Origin of the sequence: Nonomuraea sp. NPDC049152 (assembly GCF_040648355.1) — a bacterium.
Taxonomy (GTDB): domain Bacteria; phylum Actinomycetota; class Actinomycetes; order Streptosporangiales; family Streptosporangiaceae; genus Nonomuraea.
Genome location: NZ_JBEZDO010000048.1, coordinates 22,661 through 43,431, shown reverse-complemented (window position 1 = coordinate 43,431; position 20,771 = coordinate 22,661). Strand labels below are relative to the sequence as shown.

The 20,771-nt window shown below is 67.5% G+C and carries 19 protein-coding genes and 2 pseudogenes; 10 read left to right on the top strand and 11 right to left on the bottom strand.

Annotation, left to right across the window (positions count from 1 at the left end; all coding sequences use genetic code 11):
- Nucleotides 1-295: 295 nt before the first annotated feature.
- Nucleotides 296-700 carry a hypothetical protein gene (locus tag AB0B45_RS47850; RefSeq protein ID WP_346143552.1) on the bottom strand — a complete coding sequence of 135 codons (405 nt, stop codon included), beginning with the start codon at nt 698-700 and terminating at the stop codon, nt 296-298.
- Between the two features lie 21 nt (nt 701-721).
- Nucleotides 722-1,819: a DUF6745 domain-containing protein gene (locus AB0B45_RS47845; RefSeq protein ID WP_358145090.1), complete on the bottom strand. Its 1,098-nt coding sequence runs from the start codon at nt 1,817-1,819 to the stop codon at nt 722-724.
- A gap of 191 nt (nt 1,820-2,010) precedes the next feature.
- On the opposite strand from AB0B45_RS47845, the gene AB0B45_RS47840 reads away from it, so the two are divergent.
- From AB0B45_RS47840 to AB0B45_RS47830, 3 genes are all read left to right on the top strand, one after another.
- The gene (locus tag AB0B45_RS47840; RefSeq protein WP_358145088.1) at nt 2,011-2,928 is read left to right on the top strand and encodes a hypothetical protein; all 918 of its coding nucleotides are present in this window, start codon (nt 2,011-2,013) and stop codon (nt 2,926-2,928) included.
- Complete coding sequence (locus AB0B45_RS47835; protein ID WP_358145086.1) at nt 2,925-4,823, top strand: hypothetical protein; 1,899 nt, start codon at nt 2,925-2,927, stop codon at nt 4,821-4,823. The genes AB0B45_RS47840 and AB0B45_RS47835 overlap by 4 nt, the downstream gene beginning before the upstream one ends.
- Before the next feature lie 775 nt (nt 4,824-5,598).
- Nucleotides 5,599-5,829, top strand: coding sequence for an integrase core domain-containing protein (locus tag AB0B45_RS47830; protein WP_358145112.1), 231 nt, complete (start codon nt 5,599-5,601; stop codon nt 5,827-5,829).
- Nucleotides 5,830-5,930: 101 nt separating this feature from the next.
- Here AB0B45_RS47830 and AB0B45_RS47825 read toward each other — a convergent pair whose 3' ends face one another.
- Entirely contained in the window at nt 5,931-6,278 is a 348-nt protein-coding gene (locus AB0B45_RS47825; protein WP_358145084.1) for a GRAM domain-containing protein, read from the bottom strand.
- Between the two features lie 646 nt (nt 6,279-6,924).
- A complete protein-coding gene (locus AB0B45_RS47820) occupies nt 6,925-7,896 on the bottom strand; it encodes a GNAT family N-acetyltransferase (protein ID WP_358145082.1) in 972 nt (323 codons plus the stop codon).
- A 48-nt stretch (nt 7,897-7,944) separates the two neighbouring features.
- Between AB0B45_RS47820 and AB0B45_RS47815 the strand changes: the two genes are divergently transcribed.
- A complete protein-coding gene (locus tag AB0B45_RS47815) occupies nt 7,945-8,544 on the top strand; it encodes a TetR/AcrR family transcriptional regulator (protein WP_358145080.1) in 600 nt (199 codons plus the stop codon).
- 243 nt (nt 8,545-8,787) lie between these two features.
- Here AB0B45_RS47815 and AB0B45_RS47810 read toward each other — a convergent pair whose 3' ends face one another.
- Both AB0B45_RS47810 and AB0B45_RS47805 read right to left on the bottom strand, forming a co-directional pair.
- Nucleotides 8,788-9,348, bottom strand: coding sequence for a cysteine hydrolase (locus AB0B45_RS47810; protein ID WP_358145078.1), 561 nt, complete (start codon nt 9,346-9,348; stop codon nt 8,788-8,790).
- A gap of 1,146 nt (nt 9,349-10,494) precedes the next feature.
- Nucleotides 10,495-10,731: pseudogene (locus tag AB0B45_RS47805) on the bottom strand (lipocalin-like domain-containing protein); the annotation flags it as partial.
- Between AB0B45_RS47805 and AB0B45_RS47800 the strand changes: the two are divergent.
- Nucleotides 10,663-11,043, top strand: a complete 381-nt coding sequence (locus AB0B45_RS47800) for a helix-turn-helix transcriptional regulator (protein ID WP_358145110.1) — start codon at nt 10,663-10,665, stop codon at nt 11,041-11,043. The pseudogene AB0B45_RS47805 and the gene AB0B45_RS47800 overlap by 69 nt on opposite strands.
- Nucleotides 11,044-11,586: 543 nt before the next feature.
- Here the strand turns inward: AB0B45_RS47800 and AB0B45_RS47795 are convergent.
- On the bottom strand, nt 11,587-12,228 hold the full coding sequence (locus AB0B45_RS47795) for a histidine phosphatase family protein (RefSeq protein ID WP_358145076.1): 642 nt from the start codon (nt 12,226-12,228) through the stop codon (nt 11,587-11,589).
- A gap of 464 nt (nt 12,229-12,692) precedes the next feature.
- Between AB0B45_RS47795 and AB0B45_RS47790 the strand changes: the two genes are divergently transcribed.
- The 3 genes from AB0B45_RS47790 to AB0B45_RS47780 all read left to right on the top strand — a co-directional run bounded on the left by AB0B45_RS47790 (nt 12,693) and on the right by AB0B45_RS47780 (nt 14,892).
- Nucleotides 12,693-13,340, top strand: coding sequence for a hypothetical protein (locus AB0B45_RS47790; protein ID WP_358145075.1), 648 nt, complete (start codon nt 12,693-12,695; stop codon nt 13,338-13,340).
- 164 nt (nt 13,341-13,504) lie between these two features.
- Entirely contained in the window at nt 13,505-13,684 is a 180-nt protein-coding gene (locus tag AB0B45_RS47785) for a hypothetical protein (protein ID WP_358145073.1), read from the top strand.
- Between the two features lie 347 nt (nt 13,685-14,031).
- Entirely contained in the window at nt 14,032-14,892 is an 861-nt protein-coding gene (locus tag AB0B45_RS47780) for a PrsW family intramembrane metalloprotease (protein WP_358145071.1), read from the top strand.
- Here the strand turns inward: AB0B45_RS47780 and AB0B45_RS47775 are convergent.
- From AB0B45_RS47775 to AB0B45_RS47760, 4 genes and pseudogenes are all read right to left on the bottom strand, one after another.
- Complete coding sequence (locus AB0B45_RS47775) at nt 14,889-15,197, bottom strand: hypothetical protein (protein WP_358145069.1); 309 nt, start codon at nt 15,195-15,197, stop codon at nt 14,889-14,891. The two genes, AB0B45_RS47780 and AB0B45_RS47775, sit on opposite strands and share 4 nt — an antisense overlap.
- Before the next feature lie 210 nt (nt 15,198-15,407).
- On the bottom strand, nt 15,408-15,959 hold the full coding sequence (locus AB0B45_RS47770; protein WP_358145067.1) for a hypothetical protein: 552 nt from the start codon (nt 15,957-15,959) through the stop codon (nt 15,408-15,410).
- Between the two features lie 211 nt (nt 15,960-16,170).
- A pseudogene (locus AB0B45_RS47765) lies at nt 16,171-16,422 on the bottom strand (transposase); the annotation flags it as partial.
- Nucleotides 16,423-16,817: 395 nt separating this feature from the next.
- Nucleotides 16,818-19,460 carry an alpha/beta fold hydrolase gene (locus AB0B45_RS47760; protein ID WP_358145065.1) on the bottom strand — a complete coding sequence of 881 codons (2,643 nt, stop codon included), beginning with the start codon at nt 19,458-19,460 and terminating at the stop codon, nt 16,818-16,820.
- Nucleotides 19,461-19,578: 118 nt separating this feature from the next.
- On the opposite strand from AB0B45_RS47760, the gene AB0B45_RS47755 reads away from it, so the two are divergent.
- Nucleotides 19,579-20,256 carry a DUF998 domain-containing protein gene (locus tag AB0B45_RS47755; protein WP_358145064.1) on the top strand — a complete coding sequence of 226 codons (678 nt, stop codon included), beginning with the start codon at nt 19,579-19,581 and terminating at the stop codon, nt 20,254-20,256.
- A 3-nt stretch (nt 20,257-20,259) separates the two neighbouring features.
- Nucleotides 20,260-20,709, top strand: coding sequence for a YdeI/OmpD-associated family protein (locus tag AB0B45_RS47750; RefSeq protein ID WP_358145062.1), 450 nt, complete (start codon nt 20,260-20,262; stop codon nt 20,707-20,709).
- Nucleotides 20,710-20,771: the final 62 nt, after the last annotated feature.

Genomic DNA, 20,771 nt, shown 5'->3' with positions numbered 1-20,771 from the left:
CGCCGGCTCCTTCGCCCATCCGCTCTCCCACACGATCGGCTGGGCCGACCCGCAGGCCGCCACCACAGGCTGGCCCGCATAACGGCCGACCGCATGCCTTGGACAGCGTCACCTGCAGGGCGTCTCCGCTCGAAGGAGCACCCAAGGGCGTGTAGGCGGTGTCGAGGTTGCCGTCGACGGTGGCCGCCACGTCGCCCGCGGGCGTACCGCTCGCGGTGAGCCTCGTCTCGTCCTCGTCGAGGGTGTCCACCGCGAACTCGCGGACGACCAGCCGCGGGTTGGCCCGCCCCCGGCCTCAATCGGCGACGAGCCGGACCTGGTCCGCCTGCTCGCGCTGGCGACGCAGCTCGTAGGTGCCGGGCGCGATACCGGTGAACGCGTGTTCGGGGTGCGCGAGGTAGGCGGTAGCGCCCTCCTCGACGGTCAGCACGCCAAGCACCAGCGCGCGGCCGGACTGGTCAGGGCTGAAGAACGCCGCGCCGGTCGCGACCAGGAGGTGGGTGTTGGCCTGGGCCTGGCCGCGGACGACCGGGACGCCGGAGGTGGGGATCGGGGTACGGGCCGGCTCCCTGGTGACCGGCACGACGGCGACATCGCCCTGGAACTGCAGGCCGGACAGGATGGGGATCTCGGCCTGCCGGTCGAGGTGCTCGTCGACGGTGACGCCGAAGGTGGCGATGGCCTGCTCGATGGTGGGCATCTTCTCGGGGCTCCTCAAAGGTCAGGATCGGCGCTGTGCCTGGGCGTACTGGGCGGGGGTGAGGCCGTAGGTCCAGGCGGCGGCCTCGATGGGGTCGGTGCAGTCGGCGGGGACGGTGAGGCCGAAGCGGCGGCGGGTGCCGTCCCGCTCGACGGTGCCGTTGGTGCACAGCAGGACGCGCACGCTCGTGGGGTAGACGCCCGGGGGGACGTCGTGCAGGGTGAGCGTCTGGCCGGGGTTGCCGGGGTCGGGCGCGGCGGGCCCGATCTGGGCGAGGCGGGCCTCGATGACGAAGCGGTCCCAGCCGCGGCGTTCGATGGCACAGCGGCGGATCTCGGCGTTCGGCTCGCGGATGATCTCGTCGGCGGTCAGGGTGTCGTCGATGACGGCCCGGGGGACGTGGGTGCCGTGCCAGAAGTACAGCCCGAACCCGTCGACCCAGGCGACGGCGGGTCCGTCGGGGCAGTGGAGCCGGCGCCTGGCCAGGTCGCCCTCGCCGACCTGCTCCCGGCGCAGCTCGTCCGGGGGCGGGCAGAGCAGGACGAAGTCGCGGAACGGCCACCACCACCAGGCGGCGGGCGCGGACCGGTGGCCCGCCAGGCAGGCCCGCCACAGCAGGCGGATCGCGCCGCGGATCGTGTCCTGCCGCACGCCGCCCACCGCCGCGTCCACCGCCGATCGCACGACCGCGTCCGCGGCCTCGGTGACCGCGGCCCGGGTGCCGGTGAGCGTGCCGCGCGGCGCGGGGTCCGCCGTCGCGGCGATCTCGGCGTGCTGGGCGGTCGCCGCCGCCCCGTGCACCGGATCGCCCGCCACGCCGTCCGCCGCGGCCTGGACGGCGTCGCGTACCACCCGCCCGATCGTCTCGCCGGCCGTGCCGTCCACGGCGCGGTGGACCGAGTCGAGGATGCGGCCGTTGCGGTGGCCGGTGGCCAGGCAGGCGGCGATCGGTGCGGCGAACGCGCCGACGAGCGGCGAGGGCACCCACACGACCCGCTCCGGGAACGGGACCCCGATCTGCCGGTAGCAGGCGCGGGCGGCCAGCTCGAACGCCTGCCTCCCCTCGGCGGGGACGTCCTGCTCGTCGGTCGCGGGACGGGCCGAAGCCGGTGCGCTCACAGTGGAGACCTCCCATGCCGGCGGCCTGGCTCCGCCTCAGGACGCCGCGATGTATACCGTGCCGCGCGGAGCTGTCCACGCCCGCGATCATGCGTCCGATGGGCCGAAACGCCTGCGGGCAAGGTCATTTCGGCGATAGTTTAACGGGGCTTTGTCTTGACATGTCAATGATGATCCGTACATTCGTTCGAATGGAAGTCATGGTCATCGAGGAAGCATTGCGGGCTCGTCCCGACGACTTCGCCGCGTGGCACGCGTACAGCGACCGGCTGCTGCGGCAGGGCGACGCCAGAGGCATGCTGATCCGCCTTGAGCAGCGCCTGGCACGCACTCGCCCCGCCGATCGGCCGGCCGTGGAGCGCGAGATCGCCGACCTCGTCGCGGAGCACGAGGACCGATGGGACGACGGGCTGCCGGGCAGGGCGCGGGTGCGGTCGCGCCGGTACGGCTTCGCCACGGAGGTGGCCGTCGAGTGGTCGGACGATGTCCGCGAGGTCGTCGAGCAGGTGCTGCGCGCCCCGTTCGTCACCACGCTGAGGATCACCTCGAACGCGGCGGCTGAAGAGGACTGGGACGACGAGGACGGGGACGACGACGAGGAGTGGTACCTGGCCGTGGACCGCGGCGAGCTGCGCCCGGGCCGCCTGGACCTGCGAGCCCTCGCCGGGCTGGACCTCGGGCGGCTCACCGAGCTCGACCTGTCCTACCTGAGCGTCGGCTTCGACGGCGCCGAACTCCTCGCCGCCCTGTTCGCGTCGGACCGGTTGCGGGCACTCGACCTGCGGTACTGCCGCATCGCCGACACCGGCCTGGCGGCGCTCGCGGCCTGCCCGCACCTGGGCGGGCTGCGCCGCCTGCACCTGCAGCGCAACAGGGTGACCGCCGAGGGCGTGCGGTCGCTGCACAGGTTCACAGAGCTGACTGAGCTCGACCTGCGCTACAACGACCTCGGAGAGGCGGGCGGGCAGGCGCTGCTCGCCGCCCCGTTCGCCGGATCCCTCACCCGGCTGTGGCTGTACGACTCTGATGTGGGCCAGGACGGCGTGCGGAAACTGGCGCAGGCCGCGAATCTTCCGCCGGGGCTGCGGAGCATGTGGAGGTGCGTGTGAGCATCGAACTTCGGGACCGGTTCTTCGCCCTGTCGGCCGGGGACGCCCCCGCCGAGGAGGTCGCCCGGTATCGGGCGGAGGTGGACGCGACCGACGCCGGACCGGCTGCGACGGTGGACGGGCTGGAGGTCTGCTGGCATCCATCGGCGCGGTTCAAGGCCGTGCGCTTCATCGACGCCGAGCTCATCGACGAGCAGGTTCGGGAGCTGTTCGCCCGGCCCAGCGCGGACGCGCCGTACCTGGCTGCCGTGTTCGCGGATCCGCACGAGCTGTCGTTTCGCACGTTCGAGAACATCGTCCCGCTGGACCGCCTCCTCGAGGCCGTGCCGCTGGAGATGGAGCTGACCGGGCGGACGGAGCACGCCGAAGGGGTGGTCTCGTTCTCACTGCGCCTGCCGGAGCAGGCCCGCGACCGGCTGGCGCGGCTGGACGGCATGAACCTGTACGTGCCGCCGCTGAACGCCGCCTCCCGGGGCGGCGAACGGTTCATCTTCCACTCGGCGCTGCTGGCCGAGGCGTTGACCGCGGCGGTGGCCGACGCGCTGCCGCCGTCCGTGGCGGAGGGGTTCTCGCACGTGAACCCGGTGTTCCGGTGCAACGGGTTCGAGCCCGGTGACGCAAATTTCCACCTGCATCGGGACACGCCGTACTACGACGCGACGCGCCGGCACATCTCCCGCTACACGCTGCTGCTGTACCTGACCGGCGGCACGGGCTCGCCGGCGCTGGACCTGGTCGGCGGCGCCGCGCTCGGCGAGATCGGCGCCTTCACGTGTGTGATCTTCGATCAGCGGTACGAGCACGAGGGCGCCCCCTACCGCGACGGCCGCAAGGTGTTCCTGCGTACCGAGCTGATCTTCACCGCCGGCGAGGTCACCGAGGCGCCGGAGATCGGCGCGCTGTTCAGCAAGGCGTGCTACCTGACCGGCGAGAGTGTGTTCGCGCCCGAGCTGGCCCGGCACGCCGACGCGTACTACAACCAGGTGGCCGCCGCCCACTGGGACGGCTGGGGCGAGAGCCTCGCCCGCGAGACCTTCGTGCACAAGGAGTTCCGCGGGGTGCACTTCGTGACCAACGGCTACGACTTCTGGTTCCCCAGGACCGACGCGCTGCAGCCAGCGGAGTGCGCGGCCATCACCCTGCTCGACTACTTCAACTGCAAGCTCGGCGACACCGCGTTCCGCGCGCTGTGCCGGACGGAGGTGATCGAGGCCGAGGATGCCGGCTGGATCCCGGAGTTCCTGCGGGACAAGCACGGCCACTCGGTCATGACGCGGGTGGACAAGTCCGCGTTCTTTCCCGAGCCGGAGCGGCCCCACGGCGCGATCTGCTGCCCGTTCCACACCTCCGGGCAGTTCGACCCCACGCGCTTCGACGAGGTCGTCAAGCTCTACACCGACGCCCAGTCCTTCGCCCAGGCGCACATCCTGCCCGCACCGATCCTCATGCTCGGCGAGGACGTGGCCCTCGACCCGGACCGGTTCGTCATCCAGGACGGCCTCATCCACGTGCTCGGCAAGAACGCCCTCACTCCGGTAAACTTCGCCGCCTGCTGGAACGACGAATCCATCCCCGAGGACTACGTGGTCGTCGCGGCCAAGGTCGGCGTGGAGCAGTTCCTCGTACCACCGATCATCTACAACGAGTCCGCCGGCTGCCGCCACCTCAGGTTCGACTTCTTCCGCAACTCCTGGATGGTCGGCCACCAGCGGGCCACCATCCCCGTTCCCAGGATCACCGAGCTGAGCTGGGCCGATCCCGAGGACAGCCAGGCCTGGCGGCGCGAGGTGGACGACTCCCTCATCGACGACGAGCACCCGCTGGAGCCCAGCGACCTGTGGGACGACGAGGAGGACGACTGGGACGACGAGGACGAGGACGAGGACCAGGAGTGAACGGCCGGGCTCCGGCGGCAAGGACGGTGACTTTCAGACGGACGACGTCAGAGCGATGGCCGAAATCTGTCGCGCCGTCTCAGCCGTGATCGTCCCGTTCTCGACCGCCGAGGTCGTGCACCTGGCGCGGCTACTGCCAACAGCCGGTCGCCTGCGGCTGTTCGTGACGCCGGGCACGTTGCTGCGCTGGCATGCCGATCTGGTGCGGCGCCGGTGGACGTTCAGACGCCATAAACAAGGCCGACCTGCCACACGTCCCTCCGTGCGATCGTTGGTCGTTCGGATTGCCCGGGAGAACCCGCTATGGGGGTATCGACGGATCGCCGGGGAACTCGCAGGGCTGGGACACCGGGTCGCTGCCTCCACCGTGTGGCTCATCCTGAGGAGCCGGCATCGACCCCGCGCCGCGCCGCACGGGGCCGACCTGGAGGGAGCTCCTGCGCGCACAAGCCTCCGGCATCCTGGCGTGCGACTTCTTCCACTGCGACACCGTGCTGCTCAAAACGCCTGTACTGCCTGGTCGTCATGGAGATGTCCACTCGGAGAGTGCATGTCCTCGGCGTCACCGATCATCCCACCGGGCAGTGGGTCGCTCAGCAGGCCAGGAACCTGATGATTGAACTCGAGGATCGGGTCGAGGGCTTCCGTTTCCTCATTCGCGATCGGGATGCGAAGTTCACCGCGGCGTTAGACGAGGCTTTCACCAGCACGGGCATTCGGGTCCTGAAGACACCGCCTCGGGCTCCGCGCGGGAACGCCTGCGTTCGAGCGGTGGATCGGCGGCCTGCGCCGGGAGGTCCTCGATCGGGTGCTGATGGTCAGCGCTCGACATCTGCGGTCGGTACTGGCCGCGTACGAGGCTCATTTCAACGAGCACCGCCCCCACCGATCCTTGGGCCAGGCCGCTCCGCTACGAGCCTTGCCCGACCCGGTTGAGGCCGATATCAAGGTCATCCGCCGTGATCGCCTCGGCGGGCTGATCCACGAGTATGCGCAGGTCGCTTAGGGTGGCCGAGTTTCCGGCACCCACACGATAGCCGACGGGCTTGCTTGCCGGCTACGCTTGCCCAGGCGTGCCTCCCAGGAGGCGCGCCTGCGGAAAGGACATCAGCCTTTCGCCTTCGCGATTGAATTCATCCATTCTCGACGCCTGTTCACGACGAATCGAATCCGTTCATCGCTTCGCAACACGACTTCCATGCCGTTCGGCACGATGGCGAGTGTGTTGACCGGTGTCATCGAGGCGATCTCCTCGAGCGGCCATGCCCAAACACCCGCTTGAATGTTCACGGAGTGCGAACGGAAGACCAGCCATTTACTGGTCAACCAGAGACGGCCACCCACAGCCTCTATGCCGCGCCACAGATTTGCGGCACCTTTGCGAAGTACGGCCTCGTCGGGCGTAGCGACAATATCCGTGTTCTGGAACACCTTGACTAGTTCTCGTTCATCCATACGGTGTCGCTCCCTCTATTTGTCTAATAGGTCGTCTACCGATGCCCGCTCGTCCTCCGCACATTTACCCCGATCTCGCAGCTCAGCCACCCAGCCATGCTCGCCTCTCAATAAGGGCGGCACCAGCAGACGGGGTCGATTGAAAGCATTCACGCACGCATGCAGGAGTGCCGCAGGCAGGGTGAGGGCGAATATGATCCACCCAGCTGCCTCCATCCATGTAATCTCGAAAGAGAGTCCCAAGACGAGAAAGAACGGACCCGCTGTCAAAAAATTGCACGACAACACGTGAGGGAGGAAGCTCCGTGGATGTACATCCATCCGAAGTATATTCAGCTCTGGCACCCACCAAGATCGAAGGATGCCGGTACGCCATAAATGAGGCAAGCGGAGAATGTCCCACGCCGCCATGAGCCACATTCCTAGCAGCGCAGAAAACAGCCACGCCTTGCCCCAGTCCAAGCTAGCTCCCAGAGTCACCCTGAGCGTTTCATGACATGTGAACGAAGGGTTGGCGAATCAAGTTCCAGAAGCCGCGTGGATCATGCTTGTTTCGGCCCTCTAGGTAGTAGTAGTGCTTTGTTAGGTCGGCAGGACGGCGAGGGCCGCTGGCAGCTGGCCCAACGACGCTCATAAGCGCGGCAGGTCATCGCACGTCATCCCAGGCCATCGAGCTCATCCTCCAGCCGGCGGGCGTCCGTACGAACTGGGTGGTCTTGCGGCCGGAGCCCTCGAACCACTCTCCGTTGAGGAAACCGGACTTGCGGTACTCGCTGAAGCGGTGCGCGATCGACCCGAAGATCTCGGTCCGCTCGGCCACCTCCCATTCGGTGAACTCGGTCAACGTCCCGTCGGTCAGGATCTTCTCCCGAGGCTCGATGAACGCCTCGAGGTCGTAGATCACGGGCTCGGCCCCGACGTTCTTGATGATCGTTCCTTCTGGAATGAACACCTCACGGATGACGTCGAGGTTCGGCCGACGCCGGCCGGTGTTGGTGAACGCGCCGAGGAAGGCGCGCGTCAGCTGGTCGAGCTCGGGCTTGACGTCGGCGCCCGTTCTATCCGGTTGGACGGATTGCGGCCATTCGGTGGCGAGCACGGACCAGACCTGCTTGTCGTGCCGGAGCCCGTCGGCGCCCGGGACGGATTGCCGCAACGTGCCGTCGAGGCTCATACCCAGTCTCTTGGCCACGTTGATGCTGCGCACGTTGCCGGACAGGGTGCGCCACTCGACGCGGCTCAACCCGCGCACCCGGAAAGCCCAGTCGATCATCGTACGGACCACCTGGGTGATCAGCCCATGTCCCTCCGCGGCGGGCTCGAGCCAGCAGCCGATCTCGCATACCCCGAGGGCGGGGTCGAAGTCGACGAACATGGTGCCGCCGACGAGGGCGCCGTCGAGCCAGATGCCGTACAGGCGCTGCCGGTCGGCGGCCTGGCCGTCGGCGTAGCGCTGGAGCACCACCCGCGCGGCGTCGAGATCGCCCGCGACGAAGCTCGTGCCCACCCAGGGGGCGATGTGCGTGCGGGCACGGTCCAGGTGGGCGAAGAACTCTTCGGCATGATGCGGCTCGAGCGCACGCAGCTCGGCATTGCCACGCAGCGGGGTGGCGAACATGGAACCCCCATTCACATAACGGATGTTTTGCGAACGTATCCTGTCGTCATGCCACGCCACAAGGGAGATCACGACGCCCGCCGCCGCGACGTGTCAGCGGCCGTGTGGCGTGTGCTGGCCACGTCCGGGTTCGGCGGCCTGACCCTGCGCGCGGTCGCCACCGAGATGGGCGCGACGACCGGACTGCTCACGCACTACTTTCCGAACAAGAAGGACTTGGTCGCACATGCGTTGACGTTGCTGGACGAGCACCGTGCGGCACGGCCGAGACGTACCGCGCCCGAAGGGCTCGCCGCCCTGCGCGCGGTGCTCATGGACACCCTGCCGACCACACCGCAGGCCATAGCGGACAACCGGATCTGGGTCAGCTCGTGGGACGCCGCGCTGGCGGACCCGGACCTCGCGGCCGGGCACGCGGCCCGCTACGCGCGATCACGCGAGCGAATCCGCCACCATGTGCAGGCGGCGCAGCGCCTGGGGGAGCTGCCACCGTCTGATCCAGACGAGATCGGGGCGGCGATCCAGTCCTTCGCGCTCGGCCTCATCGTGCAGGCGCTGTTCGACGCGGAGGAATTCCCGCCCCAGCGGCAGATCCGCCTCCTCGACGACTACCTGGCCACGCTCGCCACCACAGCCGGGGATCTGTAAGCCACATGTGTCGCGGACTACTTCGGCCTCATGTCACGGACAGACGGGCAACTTGCGTCTGGGGGGCGTCAGTACGTGACGTAGGAGAGAGGCGCAACGATGAGCACAGGGCACGGAACACACCGCGTTCTGATCCTGGGGGCGGGTTGCGCGGGGATGGCCGCGGCGATCCAGCTGATGTCCCGTGACATCGGACCTTGAGCTCTTGTCATCGAAGGCTGAGTGGTCAAGGGCGCCGGCTGGTCACAGGCGGGCGATCCACTCGTGGCCCGTGAGGACGTCAGCCCCCCTGGCCGGGAAGACGCGGTTGATCAGGAAGTCGTGCACGTCCGGTTCGCCATCGGCGCAGGCGTCGCTGAGCACGGTCACGCGGTAGTCGCGGTCAGCGGCGTCGTAGAGCGTAGCGGCGACCATCGCCCCGGTCGCAACACCGGTCAACACGATCGAGTCGATGCCCTGGGCGCGCAAGAGCCGATCGAGGTCGGTCGCCGCGAACGCGCTGGCGCGGCGTTTGAGGACGACGGCCTCGCCCGGCAACGGCTCGATGCGCGGGTGTACGAGCGTCTCGGGGGATTCTTCGTGGAACAGCGTCCCCGCCCCGAGCAGGCCGCTGATGAGCTGGTTTCCCCCTCCCACATCAAGTCCTGAGGACCGGAGCGCGAAACGTATGAAGATCACCGGAATTCCGGACGCCCTGGCCGCGGGCAGAACCCTTTCCATGACGGGAAGCACGCCGGCGGCGAAGGGGTAGTTGTCGACGATGCCCGCCTGCAGGTCGCCGACGATGAGCGCGGTGGTGGTCATACGGATTCCCGTCTGTACGGCGCGCCATCGGCCATCCTCCACGGTCGTAGCCTTGGCGTTGTTGTGGTTGATCTAGAACGACGATAGCGGGACAGATTCGCGTATGGACCATAGGCCGCGTCGCAGGCAGCTTGGGTCTTTGGTCGCACTATCAGGCTCTTTGTCCACCGCACCGGCCCTGACTCGCTCCAACCTCGATGGCACGAGCTCAAGGTTCGGTGTCACAGGACAGCTGAGTGCCGCGTCGCAAGTCAAACTGTGACGGTCCTCACTGTGGCTGGCGGAGAACACGGTCGTGATCCTCCGGTCGGCTGGTGGGTGCTTGTCCGAGGAGGCTGAGGGACAATGGGGGTAACCTGCTGCGGCTTTCTGGGCGGTTGCGGTCTGGGCTTGGGTCTTGGCCAGCCGGTAGGAGTGGGTGCCGGTCTCGACGATGTTGCCGCCGTAGGTCAGGCGATCGACGATGGCCGCGCAGAGTCGAGGTTCGGTGAAGGTCATCGAACATCAAGGCGCCCAGGATCAGTGGGCTGCCCGGAGGCCGGCGCGGCCCAGAGTGCGGTAGGAGTCGAGGTGCGCGGAACTCATGTCCCCCAGCTTCCTCCGGAAAGGCGGTACGGCGCTCGGGCTCACGGCGTTGCAGTGCCTGACCGGTCGGCCGAAACTCGGCCTGGCCCCGTTCCATATCCGCCCTCCCGGGCGCGGAGTGGCTCGGCGTCCAGTAGGACGAAGAGAATCGTGCAGGGCTTGTCGGAGCGGTTGTCCCAGGCGTGGCTGGTGCCTCGCTGGACCAGCACGTCGCCGGCACGCATGAGAGTCTCGCCACTGTCGAAGACGCTGTAGACCTGCCGTCGATGACGTAGGCGTAGTCGAGTGATTCGGTGCGATGGATGTACGCGGCCGCGCCTGATTCGCGCGGCGGGAACTCGACCACGCGTAGCACGCTGCCCCGGGCCGGGGGCGCCAGCGACACCCCGGGTCCGACCGGGTCAAGGTAGGGGTCCGCGTTGCTGGGGCGTCCCTCGTGCAGCCAGAGGTTGGTCACGGTGGCGTTGGCGGTGATCTCGACGTGCGGACATTCGCGGTCTTCGGCGACGGTGGATCGTTCGTCGCGGTCATGGCCGGTGACGATTCTTCGAAATGTCCGCATTATCGGACCTCCGTCCCTTTCCGCTGCCAGAGAATGTAACTTCCGAGCGATTCGCCGCCGATCTTCATCGGCGGAGTGTCGAGTTTCAGCGTGTCCTCGCCCTCGAAGACGCATGTTCTGGTGAGGTCGGTACCGACGAAATTCGGGAATGTCGCGATCTGTACGTGATGGACAACCGTCGCGGTTGGCTCGTCGACCTCGTAGGTACCGGCGTACGAGATGATCGAGCGGTACGCTTCGGCCCGTTCCTCTTGCGTGCCGCCGTCGAGCGACCCGTCGGCGAAGGACGCTCGCTCGGCGAGATCGCGGAGGCAGCCGGGTGCAGCGCGCGGACGATCAGCAGCGCGTTCCGGGAGAAACTCGGGACATCTCCGATGGGTTACGTCCGCAACCTCCGGCTAGACCGGATACGCCACGACATACTGTCGACCGATGACCGGATCGGAGAAATAGCGTATCGCTGGGGCATAACCCATCTTGGCCGATTCGCAGGCGAGTACCGTTCGCGGTTCGGCGAGCTTCCGTCGACCACCGCCGCCCGGAGGTAGTTCCCACAGTCCTGGGGCAGTCCGTGGGCGAATCGCGATCCGTCCTGACTGCCCGACGCATCCCTGTGGGCTCCGGCTGATGTCGAGCGCCATCCGGCAGTCCTTGAGACCGAAGGTTCGGGCGATGGCGTCGATCAGCTCGACGTGATCCTCCAACCAGCGAAGAGGCCATCAACGGGCACCGGGCCTTCATCGCCCGCCGCCGAGCCTTGCGGCCCAGCGAGGAATACCGCACCCCGACCGACGAGGAATGGGACGAGTCCCTCGGTCATTTTGAGCGCCGCAAGCTCGCACTCGGCGATTGCGGCAGGGCATACGGGTCGAGTCGCATCCATGAGCACAGCTGCTTAACCGAACTGATCTTGAAGGAGGGTTCAAGGTCATCGAGAACCTGTTAGGTGACTGAACGTGGCCGCAACAGTCTTTGATGGCCCGCCGCTCGGCGTGTCGCGGCTCTTGCGGATTTCGCGCAGCATCATGGGACGGAGTCTGCTCAGCGATGGCACGTCACCTCGTTAGCCGTCGAAGCGGGCAAGGTAGAGGTCAGCCAGCTTCGGCGGAGTCGAGATGGCGGGTGTCACCGAGGTTGACGACCGTGCGGTTGTGGAAGTAGTCGTCTTCGCGCAGCGTGGTGATGCTGCCGGATGGCACCCGGAAACTGGCATGACCGACCGCCTTGATCGGCATCTTGATCCAGGACGTCACGACGAATGTCAGGGAGCCACCGTGCGTCACGATGATCTGGTGTTTGCAGGGGCTCTGCAAGATCTCGTCCATGGCCGCGTAGATGCGCTGTGCCCACGCCGCCTTGGTCTCAGCACCCTCCACGCCCTCGTCGTGTTCCAGCCGCTCCCCGGCAGCCGGCGGCGGGATGAATCGCTGGTCCAGCCATTCCTGTGGCCTTCCCCCCGCTTCTCCGTAGGATTTCTCCCGCAGTCTGCGGTCCAGGATTGGTTTCACGCCGAACAGCTCGGTAACCTTCTCGGCCGTTTGCCGGGTGCGTTGCAGATCCGATGAGAACAGCTCCACATCGGCGCCGTCCGGGATCTGGGCCCGCAGCGCCTGGGCAATGGAGGCCGCCGCGCTGAGGCCGGCTGGCGTCAGCTGCGAATCATGCCAGCCGCCGACGACCCTCTCGACGTGGTGCGTCGCCTCCGGATGGGTGACGACGTAAATGGTGCGCATGAGTGAGCTCTTCCTGTAGGGGGCTGTTCTTGAGTGATCTTAAGAGTGCTCCCCGAGCTCTCTGAATTTCGGCGATCACGGCTCTGTCGCCGACCGTGGTCACGGGATGTCCGCGGCGATGGTGCAATCCGACAACGTGGGCGAAGTACGGCATCCCCAGGTGGATGGTGATGAGCCGCGGGCCGCGAGGTCGTCGAGCTGAGCGAGTTTCTGTCGTGTGACCGGCGAGGCTGATTTGCAGTCCCTCGACCTCGCCGAGCCAGCCTTCTCGATCGGTCTCGGCGGTGCGGGCGATCAGGTTGTCGCGAATCTCTTCCAGGCGTCCTGGCTGTTTTGGGTCCGGCCGTAGAAGTGAGCATCTATTACAAGGCCAACCGAACTGATCGTGGTTGTCCGATCCGTTTCCCGGTTGCAGGTTGGCAACTCTGCGTGGCGACAGTTCTTGGGCTGGTGTTCTTCTCGGCGTGTCACGTGCTGCTTCCGGTCGAGCGACCGACGGACCGGCGGATGTCGGGCATGCCGAGGCTGGCGGTCGTGCGAGCGGCTGCCTCTCGCATGGCCTGGAGCTTCTGGTCAGCGGTGGCGAGGGTGGTCTCGATGGCGGCGACTTCACCGAGCCAGCCTTGATCCTTGGCCTCGGCGAGACGGTCGATGAGGTTGGCGTGGATCTCTTCGAGTCGGGGCTTCTGAGCTGGGTCAACGCGAAGGAGGGGGCATCTGACGCAGGCGTTTTCATGCACGCAAGGGGTTCCGAAGTCGCGGCCGCATACTCCGAGCGCGACCTTTCTCAGCTCGAAAACGCGTTCAATGAGAAAACCCCCACGAAATGTCTCAAGGCTGACGAAGCTGAAGCGACCGAGTCCGAGACGAGCGTGCGGGTCCGGGTGGTGCTTCGCGACGTCTGCCCGAGACGTGAGCGCACGCTGCTGGAGAAGTGGCGGGAGGAGTTGTGGCCGCGTGCTTACATCGGTACCGGCGGGGTCGTTTTTGTGCCCGTCACGCTCGACCGGCCCTTGGGGCGCAGGAAGGTCGTCGACGAGGCGGGTCGCGAGATCCGGGTCTGCCTGATCATGGGCTCGCGATTGAAGACCATGCAACAGTGCCTGAAGTAGCGTGTGGGTGCCGAATACCTGTCATGTCATGTGACCTGCTGGTATTCGTGGATGAGTCCGCCGACTCGGTCGCGCCGGAGAATGCATAACTGGGTGTTCGGTGGTGATGGAGCCGCGCGGGCACTGGCTTCTGGCGATCGTTGTTGAAGCGTCCGGTGGGGTCGATGCCCGTTGTGGTGGTCGATGTATTCGGTGAGGACGGCATGGGCGTGGTGTTTGCCTCCTGGGGCAACTCGGATACCGCCGACATCACCGTCACCAACGTCTCCGGCCTGACCACCCTCCTGGAAACCGCCGCTGGTGAGGTGCCCAGCAGGTTCCGGACAGTCGGCTACATAAGCTGACAGAGAGTCTGGAAGAGGTAAGTACGTGACGAGGCGTCGTAGGCAGTTCTCGCCCGTCGTCCTCCTCCTGATGCGGCGCGTTTCAGGGCATGGGAAGGGGGTGATCGCGGCAAAATGATCGCTCGTAGGTCTATCGCCTGGCCTACCTGACCGTCTTAACCGTTTGCATCCGAACCTAGGCGCCCAGCAAGATCAAGTATGACGGTGACGCGCGATGTGCACGCCTGTTACGGGCAGGACAGCATTCGTAGCCGGCTGCGCGAAGGGCGTAGCCGGCTGGAGTTCTGGCGAACTCGGGGCCTGTGACGCCTTCCCGCCCCCGCTCAGTCAGGGGGCTCATCGTCGTCATGGGGATCTGTGGGCTCTGCGCTCTGCTCGCCCTGGGCTACCAGCTGAGTTGGCTGGTAGCCCAGAACGACAGAACCCCCGCCGGGTTCGCGCTGGGCCTGGCATTGGCGGTCGTCTTGGCCTATGCGCCGGTACTCGTCCTGTTTATCGCCGCCGTCGCTCTGGACCGGCGAAGGCTCAAACCGTGGCCGTATCTGGCCTTCGTGTTCGGGTGGGGTGCGGGGATCGCTGCCTTCTTCGCTGTCGCTTCGCAGAGTTGGGCTGCTGCCGATCTCCAGCTGTATTTCGGACTGGAGGCGACGACCGCAGAAATGGTGACCAGTGTGGTGCTGGCACCACCGACGGAGGAGGTCTTCAAGGCGACTGCGCTCCTCGCGCTGCTGTGGCAGGGCAGGCGTGTGATCGCTTCGCTGACCGACGGCATCGTCTACGCGGCCGTGGCGGGCCTGGGGTTCGGCGCCACGGAGAACGCCCTCTACTACCTCATACCGATCATCCGGGATGGAGCGGAGGAAGGGCTGGCCTTCGCCGCGGTGCGCGGCCCGGTGATGCTGTTGATGCATCCGCTCTGGAGCTCGGTGATCGGGCTGGGTGTCGCCTGCACGCTCGCCGCTCGTGGCAGGGCGAGGTACCTGGCCATGGCGGTGGGCTATGCGGGAGCCGCCCTCCTGCACTGGCACTGGAACTACACGGTCGACAGTGCGCCCGTATCGCCAGCCGGGGCTGAGGTATGGAGCAGGATGGCAACCTGGATGGTCGGGATGGGGAGGGTCTATCTCCTGGAGTTGCTGGTCTTCGGTGCACTGATCGCCGTGACCGTGCGGGAACGGCGGCGGCCGGCCGCCACGATCAGCCGCTAGAAGGGACCCGCAGCGCGGGCCGCGCCCTCACTTGAGGACTTGTCCTTCCCGCTTGTTCTGCTTCTGTGGCGTGTCAGGTGTCCGAGCAGCCATGCCTGCAACAGCCCGCCGCCCAGGAGGATCAGCCAGTACAGGAAGGGCACCATCCATCGGCTGTCGATGGGAAAACCCTCCAGCGGTACAAGCCCGAGCAGCCACCAGATCGCCGCGCTCAGGGGCAGTCCCACGAGGGCCGGCGGCCAGAGCGCGACGCTGTCCTTGCCACAGACAAGAGAGCTTAGGACGACGACAGACGAGATGATCACTACGCGGGCATACATCTATGCGATCCAGGATGCCCCCAGCATGCTGTTTCCAAGGTCGCGAACCGATCGTGACATCGCCCCTCCTTTCGTGTCTTGCTGAATCCGTCCACTCGCCCCGCCTCGAAGGAGACGCCGTGAGGTACCGCACTGATTTACGGTGCCACTGGCTATATGGGCGGGGTCTGGCCAGGCGGGCAGTGGCGCCAGCCGCTATGCAGCGAGTTGGTAGAGCGCCGCCGCGGCGATGAAGGCGAAGAGGAGAAGGCCGGCGCCCGCTGTGACCTGCACGCCACGCTGAGGCGAGTTCGGCCGGATACCTCGTGCAAAGAGCACGACCGCGCTCAGGAGGAAGGCTCCGGCTGTCACCGCGAACCACAGCTTCGCACTAGAGGGCAGTGGCGCGCTGATGGTGACCTGTAGAGCATCGACGAGCAGGAGCGAGAAGACCCAGGCGGCCGGGATCGCGCCTACCATCAGCCAGTTCGACCGGACTGCCGTACCCATAAGTGCCCTGACGGCGACGCAGGCGCCCACACCGAGCGCCAGCGATAGGGCCAGCGAACCGAGGTAGTCGGCCAGGTTGTCGGTGATCGGGACGATCCGCTGCCAGGAGACCAGGTCGTCGCTCACCCAGTTGGCGCTCACCCACCCGGCATACCAGGCAGGCAGCAAGGACAGAGCTCCCAGGATCACCCCGACGATGACGGCGGCAATGGTGCGAACGATTCTGCTGTCGGGTTCGGGCATATCGAAGTCCTTCACGTGATCGCCCCCCGAGGAGGCCGACACAGGGTACGGGCGGCGACCACCGCGCCGAGACCACATGCAGGTGGTGCGGCGCGGCGGTTGGCACGGGATGTTGGGATTGTCAGTTGACGTAACGGTATGTGCGGTAGGAGCGGGTGACCGGAAGCAGGCAGTGCAGGCCCTTCATCTGATGCGTGAAGACGCGAGTGAAGGGCTTGCTGCCCGAGCGGAACTCGCTCAGCACACTGGCATCAAAGCCGGGATCGTTCAGGCTCAGGCCGAGGGTGTACTTCCAGGTCAGGTCGGTGGCGACCGCCTCGGCCGCCTGCCGGTCGGTGAGGTCGCCCACCCGCTGCAACACCGTGATCAACGCCAGCCGGCCCGGCGACCAGCCCGGCCTGCCCTCCTTGCCGAAGGCGCCTGCGAACGGCTCATCGGCGAACACCTCGCCTAACTCATCGCGCACCCGGACCGGCAACGGCACCTGCCGCCTACCCCGGTAGATCGCCTGGATCGCGGCAGCGACCTCGGGTGTCGGCTCCGGCCACGGCCTGGGCCGCGTCGACATCACTGCCTCCATCTACCCCGCAGCCGGGACGGAGAGCGACGCCTGCTGCCACAGCGGGAATGATCTAGGACAAGCGCCATCACCGCACGAGTTAACCAGCAGGGTCGTACAGGCGTACTTCTTGCGCCACCGTAGGCCTTGGCCACGCACACGCCGGCTGTAGTACCGGCGCCGCCTCGAAGAGCCGGGCGGCAGCAGTTTCGAGCACGGCCGCCAGGCGCACCGCGTTGATCAGGGTGGCGTCGGCGTGTGCGGCGCGGTGGGCGTCATGGCCGGCGTGTCGGGCGTTCCGTCGTGGGCGGGTCTCAGAGGAGGAACTGCTCCAGCAGTGGCGCCAGGACGTCGGGTGCCATGTCGTGTGGTGCGTCCACGCTGTGGCGCCGTCCATGAGTCAGCAGGTCGGTGACCGTTTGTGCGGCGTCCCGTCGCCAGGCGGCGCTGTGCGTGCCGTCGATGACCAAGGTGGGGACGGTGATGGCGGCGGTCCAGTGCACGGGCAGGGAGAAGTCGCCCATCACGGCTATGTCATAGGCCAGGGTGTGGGCCATGGCTTCGAGGTTTCGCCACTGGGGAGCCGAGCGCATCGCGGCGATGACCTCGGCTGGCATCTCCACAGCGGTGGTCAGGAAGAGTTCGACCGCGTCGCCTCGGCGATCTGCCCGCACGAGCTTGTCGAGCTGTGCGCTGAAGTCCAGGGGTATGGCTGTGCGGGCGCCGTCGAGGATGAAGGGCGGCTCGATCAACACCAGCCCGGTGATCGGCACGCCGCGCGCAGCCGCGTCGGCGACAAGGACGGCGCCTGAGGAGACGCCGAGGGCGAACGCGGCCTCGCCGGCCTGGCCGAGGACGGCTGTCAGGTCCTCGATCTCCCGGACGACCGTGTACGGCCTGGCGTCCCCGCTCCCGCCGCGGCCGCGCCGATCATAGGTGATCACGGTGAACCGCGGAGCTAGCCGTACGGCCAGCGGGGTGAAGTCCGTCCGCTCGTTCAGTGCGCCGCCGACCAGGATGAGTGGTGGGCCTTGGCCCCATCGCTCGACGGCAATAATCGTGCCGTCGAGCGAGGTGACGGTGGCCTTCGATCCGCCATGCGGGGTGCTCGTCGCCGGGCGCGGCTCACGGTAGAGGTCGCTGGCCTGGATGAGCAGGCCGCCGTGCCCGTAAAGCCGTGGCTCGTTACGGTGTGTCAGTTCCTCGTAATAGGCGACGTACTGCCTGCGGGTCTCCTCGAACTCGCCCGAGTCGAGCAGGCGGTCCAGGCAGAAGGCCCGTACGGTTTCCAGGAGCCGGTACCGCGAGCCGGTCGTCCCGGTCAGCGGCGAGACCAGGGAACGGTCGACGAGGCGGGTGAGCAGGTCGGCGACGTCGCCGGGGCAGATCGCCTCCGCCGCCTGCAGGCTCCACGCGTCGGGGTGGATGGCCAGTCGGCGCAGCACGGTTCGTTCTGGCTCGGTGAGCAGGTCCCAGCTCCATTCGATCATGGCCTGCAACGTCCGCTGCCGGTCCGGCGCGCCGCGACGGCCGGTGGCAAGCACCCGGAAACGATCGTCGAGACGCGTGGCGAGATCGTGGATCTCCAGGGCGCGGACGCGGGTCGCCGCCAGTTCAAGCGCGAGGGGCAGGCCGTCGAGTCTCCGGCAGATCTCCACCACGGCCGGGGTGTTGGCGGGAGTGAGCTGGAAGTCGGGCTTGGCAGCGGTGGCCCTGGCCACGAACAGCTGGATGGCGCTGGATCGCGCCACGGCGCCGGAGTCAGTGGCCGAGGACGGCAGGCCGAGCGGCGGCACCGGCCACACCTGCTCGCCGAGAATGCCAAGGGGTTCGCGGCTGGTGGCCAGGATCCGCAGATGCGGAGCGGCCCGCAGCAGCTTGTCGGCCACTGCGGCCACCTGCTCTACCACGTGCTCGCAGTTGTCCAGGACCAGCATGCGCTTGCCGTCGGGCTGGGTGAGGTTCCGGATCGCCTGGAGGAGGTCCTGCTCACCGGCGGAGGCGTCGAGGGCGGCCAATTCCACCAGCCAGGCGTCGTTTAGATCCCGGGCGACCTCCAGGGCCAGGCTGGTCTTGCCCACGCCACCCGGCCCGGTGAGCGTCACGAGCCTGCCGCTGCGCAGGCGGGCCCGAACATGCTCCACTGCCGCGGCCCGGCCGATCAACTCGGTCATGGCGGCGGGCAGATTCGTCTGAGCCGACGCTTCGGCCGGTACTGCGGCCAGCGCGGGATCCTGGCTGAGAATCGCCTGGTGGAGGCTGACGAGGTCGGCGGCGGGGTCCAGGCCCAGCTCGTCGGCCAGGCGGGTGCGGAGGTCATGGTAGGTGTCCAGCGCCTGGCTGTGCCGTCCTGACCGATACAACACGCGCATGTAGACCGCGCGCAGGCGCTGCCGTAGCGGATGTCCGGCCACGACCTCGGCGAGCTCGGCCGACAGCAGGTGGTGCTCACCCAGCTCCAGGCGGGCCTCGGCGTGCTCCTCGATGACGACCATCCGTTCCTCTTCGAGCCTGTCGATGGCCGCGCGGGCGAAGGGCGCCTCGGATACGTCGGCGAAGGCCGGGCCCCGCCACAGCGCCAGCGCGTCGGCGAGAAGCGACCCGCGGGTACGCGGCTCGGCGACTGTCCGCGCACGCTGGGCCAGCCCCCGGAACCGGCCCACGTCCACCGCGTCGGCGGCTACTCCCAGCACGTAGCCCGGCGGCTGGGTCACCACCAGGTCCCGGCCTCCCGGCTCCGCCTCCTCCAGCGCCCGCCGTAACTGGGAGACGCGGGTCTGCAGGGTGCTGGTGGGATTGACCGGAAGGTCATCGCCCCACAGATCGTCGATCAGGGCGCTGATCGACACCGGGCGGCCCTCTCCCAGGAGCAGACCGGCCAGCAGGGCACGGACCTTCGTGTCGGGAACCCGAACCAGGACACCGTCATCTGTCCAGACGGCAAGCGGACCAAGCACGCCGAATCGCATGCCTCAGGCTAGTGGTTCAAGGTCACCGGAAGTAGTTCTGAAGCCGTTCTGAAGCCTCCGCCGACAAGCTGTGGACATCAGCAAGAGAGACGGAAGGAACCCCGAGATGACCGCCATCACCGCAACCGCCCGCCGCACCGACTGTTCGCCTCAGGCCCGGATCACCAAGTCCCTGCTGGGCTGGGGGGTGCTCGCAGGTCCGCTGTATGTGGTCGTGACCGGCGTGCAGTCACTGACCCGCGACGGGTTCGACCTCACCCGGCACCCGGCCAGCCTGCTGGCCAACGGCGGCTTCGGCTGGGTCCAGATCGCCAACCTCATCCTGGCCGGTCTGATGACCGTCGCCGCCGCGGTCGGAATGCGGCGGGCAGTGCGGGCAGGCAGGGGCCGCGTCTGGGGGCCGCGGCTGGTCGCCCTGTACGGCGCGGGCCTGATCTTCGGCGGGATCTTCCGTGCCGACCCGGCTTTCGGATTCCCGGTCGGAACGCCCGACGGGCCCGGGCCGGTCAGCTGGCACAGTCTGCTGCACTTCGTCTGCGGCGGGATCGGATTCCTCGGATTGATCGGCGCCTGCCTGGTGTTCGCCCGCGCCTACGCCGCCCTCGGTCGCCGTGGATGGGCGATCTACAGCGGGGCTACCGGGATCGTCTTCTTCGCCGCCTTCGCCGGGATCGCCTCCGGCCCCGGGAACGCCGTCATCAACCTCGCCTTCACCGCGGCTGTGGTGCTCGGCTGGGCCTGGATCTGCGCCACCTCCGCCCACCTGATGCGACAGGCGGCCTAGGTCATGCGATTCCACACCATCGTCCTGAGCAACGGCAAGACCGCCACCGGGATCGAAGTGCCGGCCGAGATCATCGAAGCCCTCGGCTCCGGCCGGCGGCCGAAAGTCCGCGTCACCATCGCCGGCCACACCTTCCGCAGCTCGGTGGCACCGATGAACGGCACCCATATGCTCGGCCTGAGCGCCGACGTCCGGCAGCAGACCGGCGTGGCGGCCGGCGACACCATCGAGATCGACCTGCAGGTCGACACCGAACCGCGCGAGGTCACCGTTCCGGCTGACTTCGCAGCGGCCCTCGACCGCGAACCGGAAGCCAGGAACAACTTCGACCGGCTGTCCTACAGCAACCGCCGCGCCCACGTCTTTTCGATCGAGGGCGCCAAGACCGACGCCACCCGCCAGCGGCGCATCGACAAATCCGTCTCCACGCTGGCCGCCGGGAACATCCGCTAACCAGCCCAATCCCACCCGCATGGCCCCGTCCAGCACTGCCAAACGAATCGGAAGAGATCATC

Bases quoted from the DNA above. Each gene is read 5' to 3' on its own strand.
- AB0B45_RS47850 (WP_346143552.1), bottom strand. From the start codon at position 700: ATGCCCACCATCGAGCAGGCCATCGCCACCTTCGGCGTCACCGTCGAC.
- AB0B45_RS47840 (WP_358145088.1), top strand. From the start codon at position 2,011: ATGGAAGTCATGGTCATCGAGGAAGCATTGCGGGCTCGTCCCGACGAC.
- AB0B45_RS47825 (WP_358145084.1), bottom strand. From the start codon at position 6,278: ATGGATGAACGAGAACTAGTCAAGGTGTTCCAGAACACGGATATTGTC.
- AB0B45_RS47820 (WP_358145082.1), bottom strand. From the start codon at position 7,896: ATGTTCGCCACCCCGCTGCGTGGCAATGCCGAGCTGCGTGCGCTCGAG.
- AB0B45_RS47815 (WP_358145080.1), top strand. From the start codon at position 7,945: ATGCCACGCCACAAGGGAGATCACGACGCCCGCCGCCGCGACGTGTCA.
- AB0B45_RS47810 (WP_358145078.1), bottom strand. From the start codon at position 9,348: ATGACCACCACCGCGCTCATCGTCGGCGACCTGCAGGCGGGCATCGTC.
- AB0B45_RS47800 (WP_358145110.1), top strand. From the start codon at position 10,663: ATGGACAACCGTCGCGGTTGGCTCGTCGACCTCGTAGGTACCGGCGTA.
- AB0B45_RS47795 (WP_358145076.1), bottom strand. From the start codon at position 12,228: ATGCGCACCATTTACGTCGTCACCCATCCGGAGGCGACGCACCACGTC.
- AB0B45_RS47785 (WP_358145073.1), top strand. From the start codon at position 13,505: ATGCCCGTTGTGGTGGTCGATGTATTCGGTGAGGACGGCATGGGCGTG.
- AB0B45_RS47780 (WP_358145071.1), top strand. From the start codon at position 14,032: ATGGGGATCTGTGGGCTCTGCGCTCTGCTCGCCCTGGGCTACCAGCTG.
- AB0B45_RS47755 (WP_358145064.1), top strand. From the start codon at position 19,579: ATGACCGCCATCACCGCAACCGCCCGCCGCACCGACTGTTCGCCTCAG.
- AB0B45_RS47750 (WP_358145062.1), top strand. From the start codon at position 20,260: ATGCGATTCCACACCATCGTCCTGAGCAACGGCAAGACCGCCACCGGG.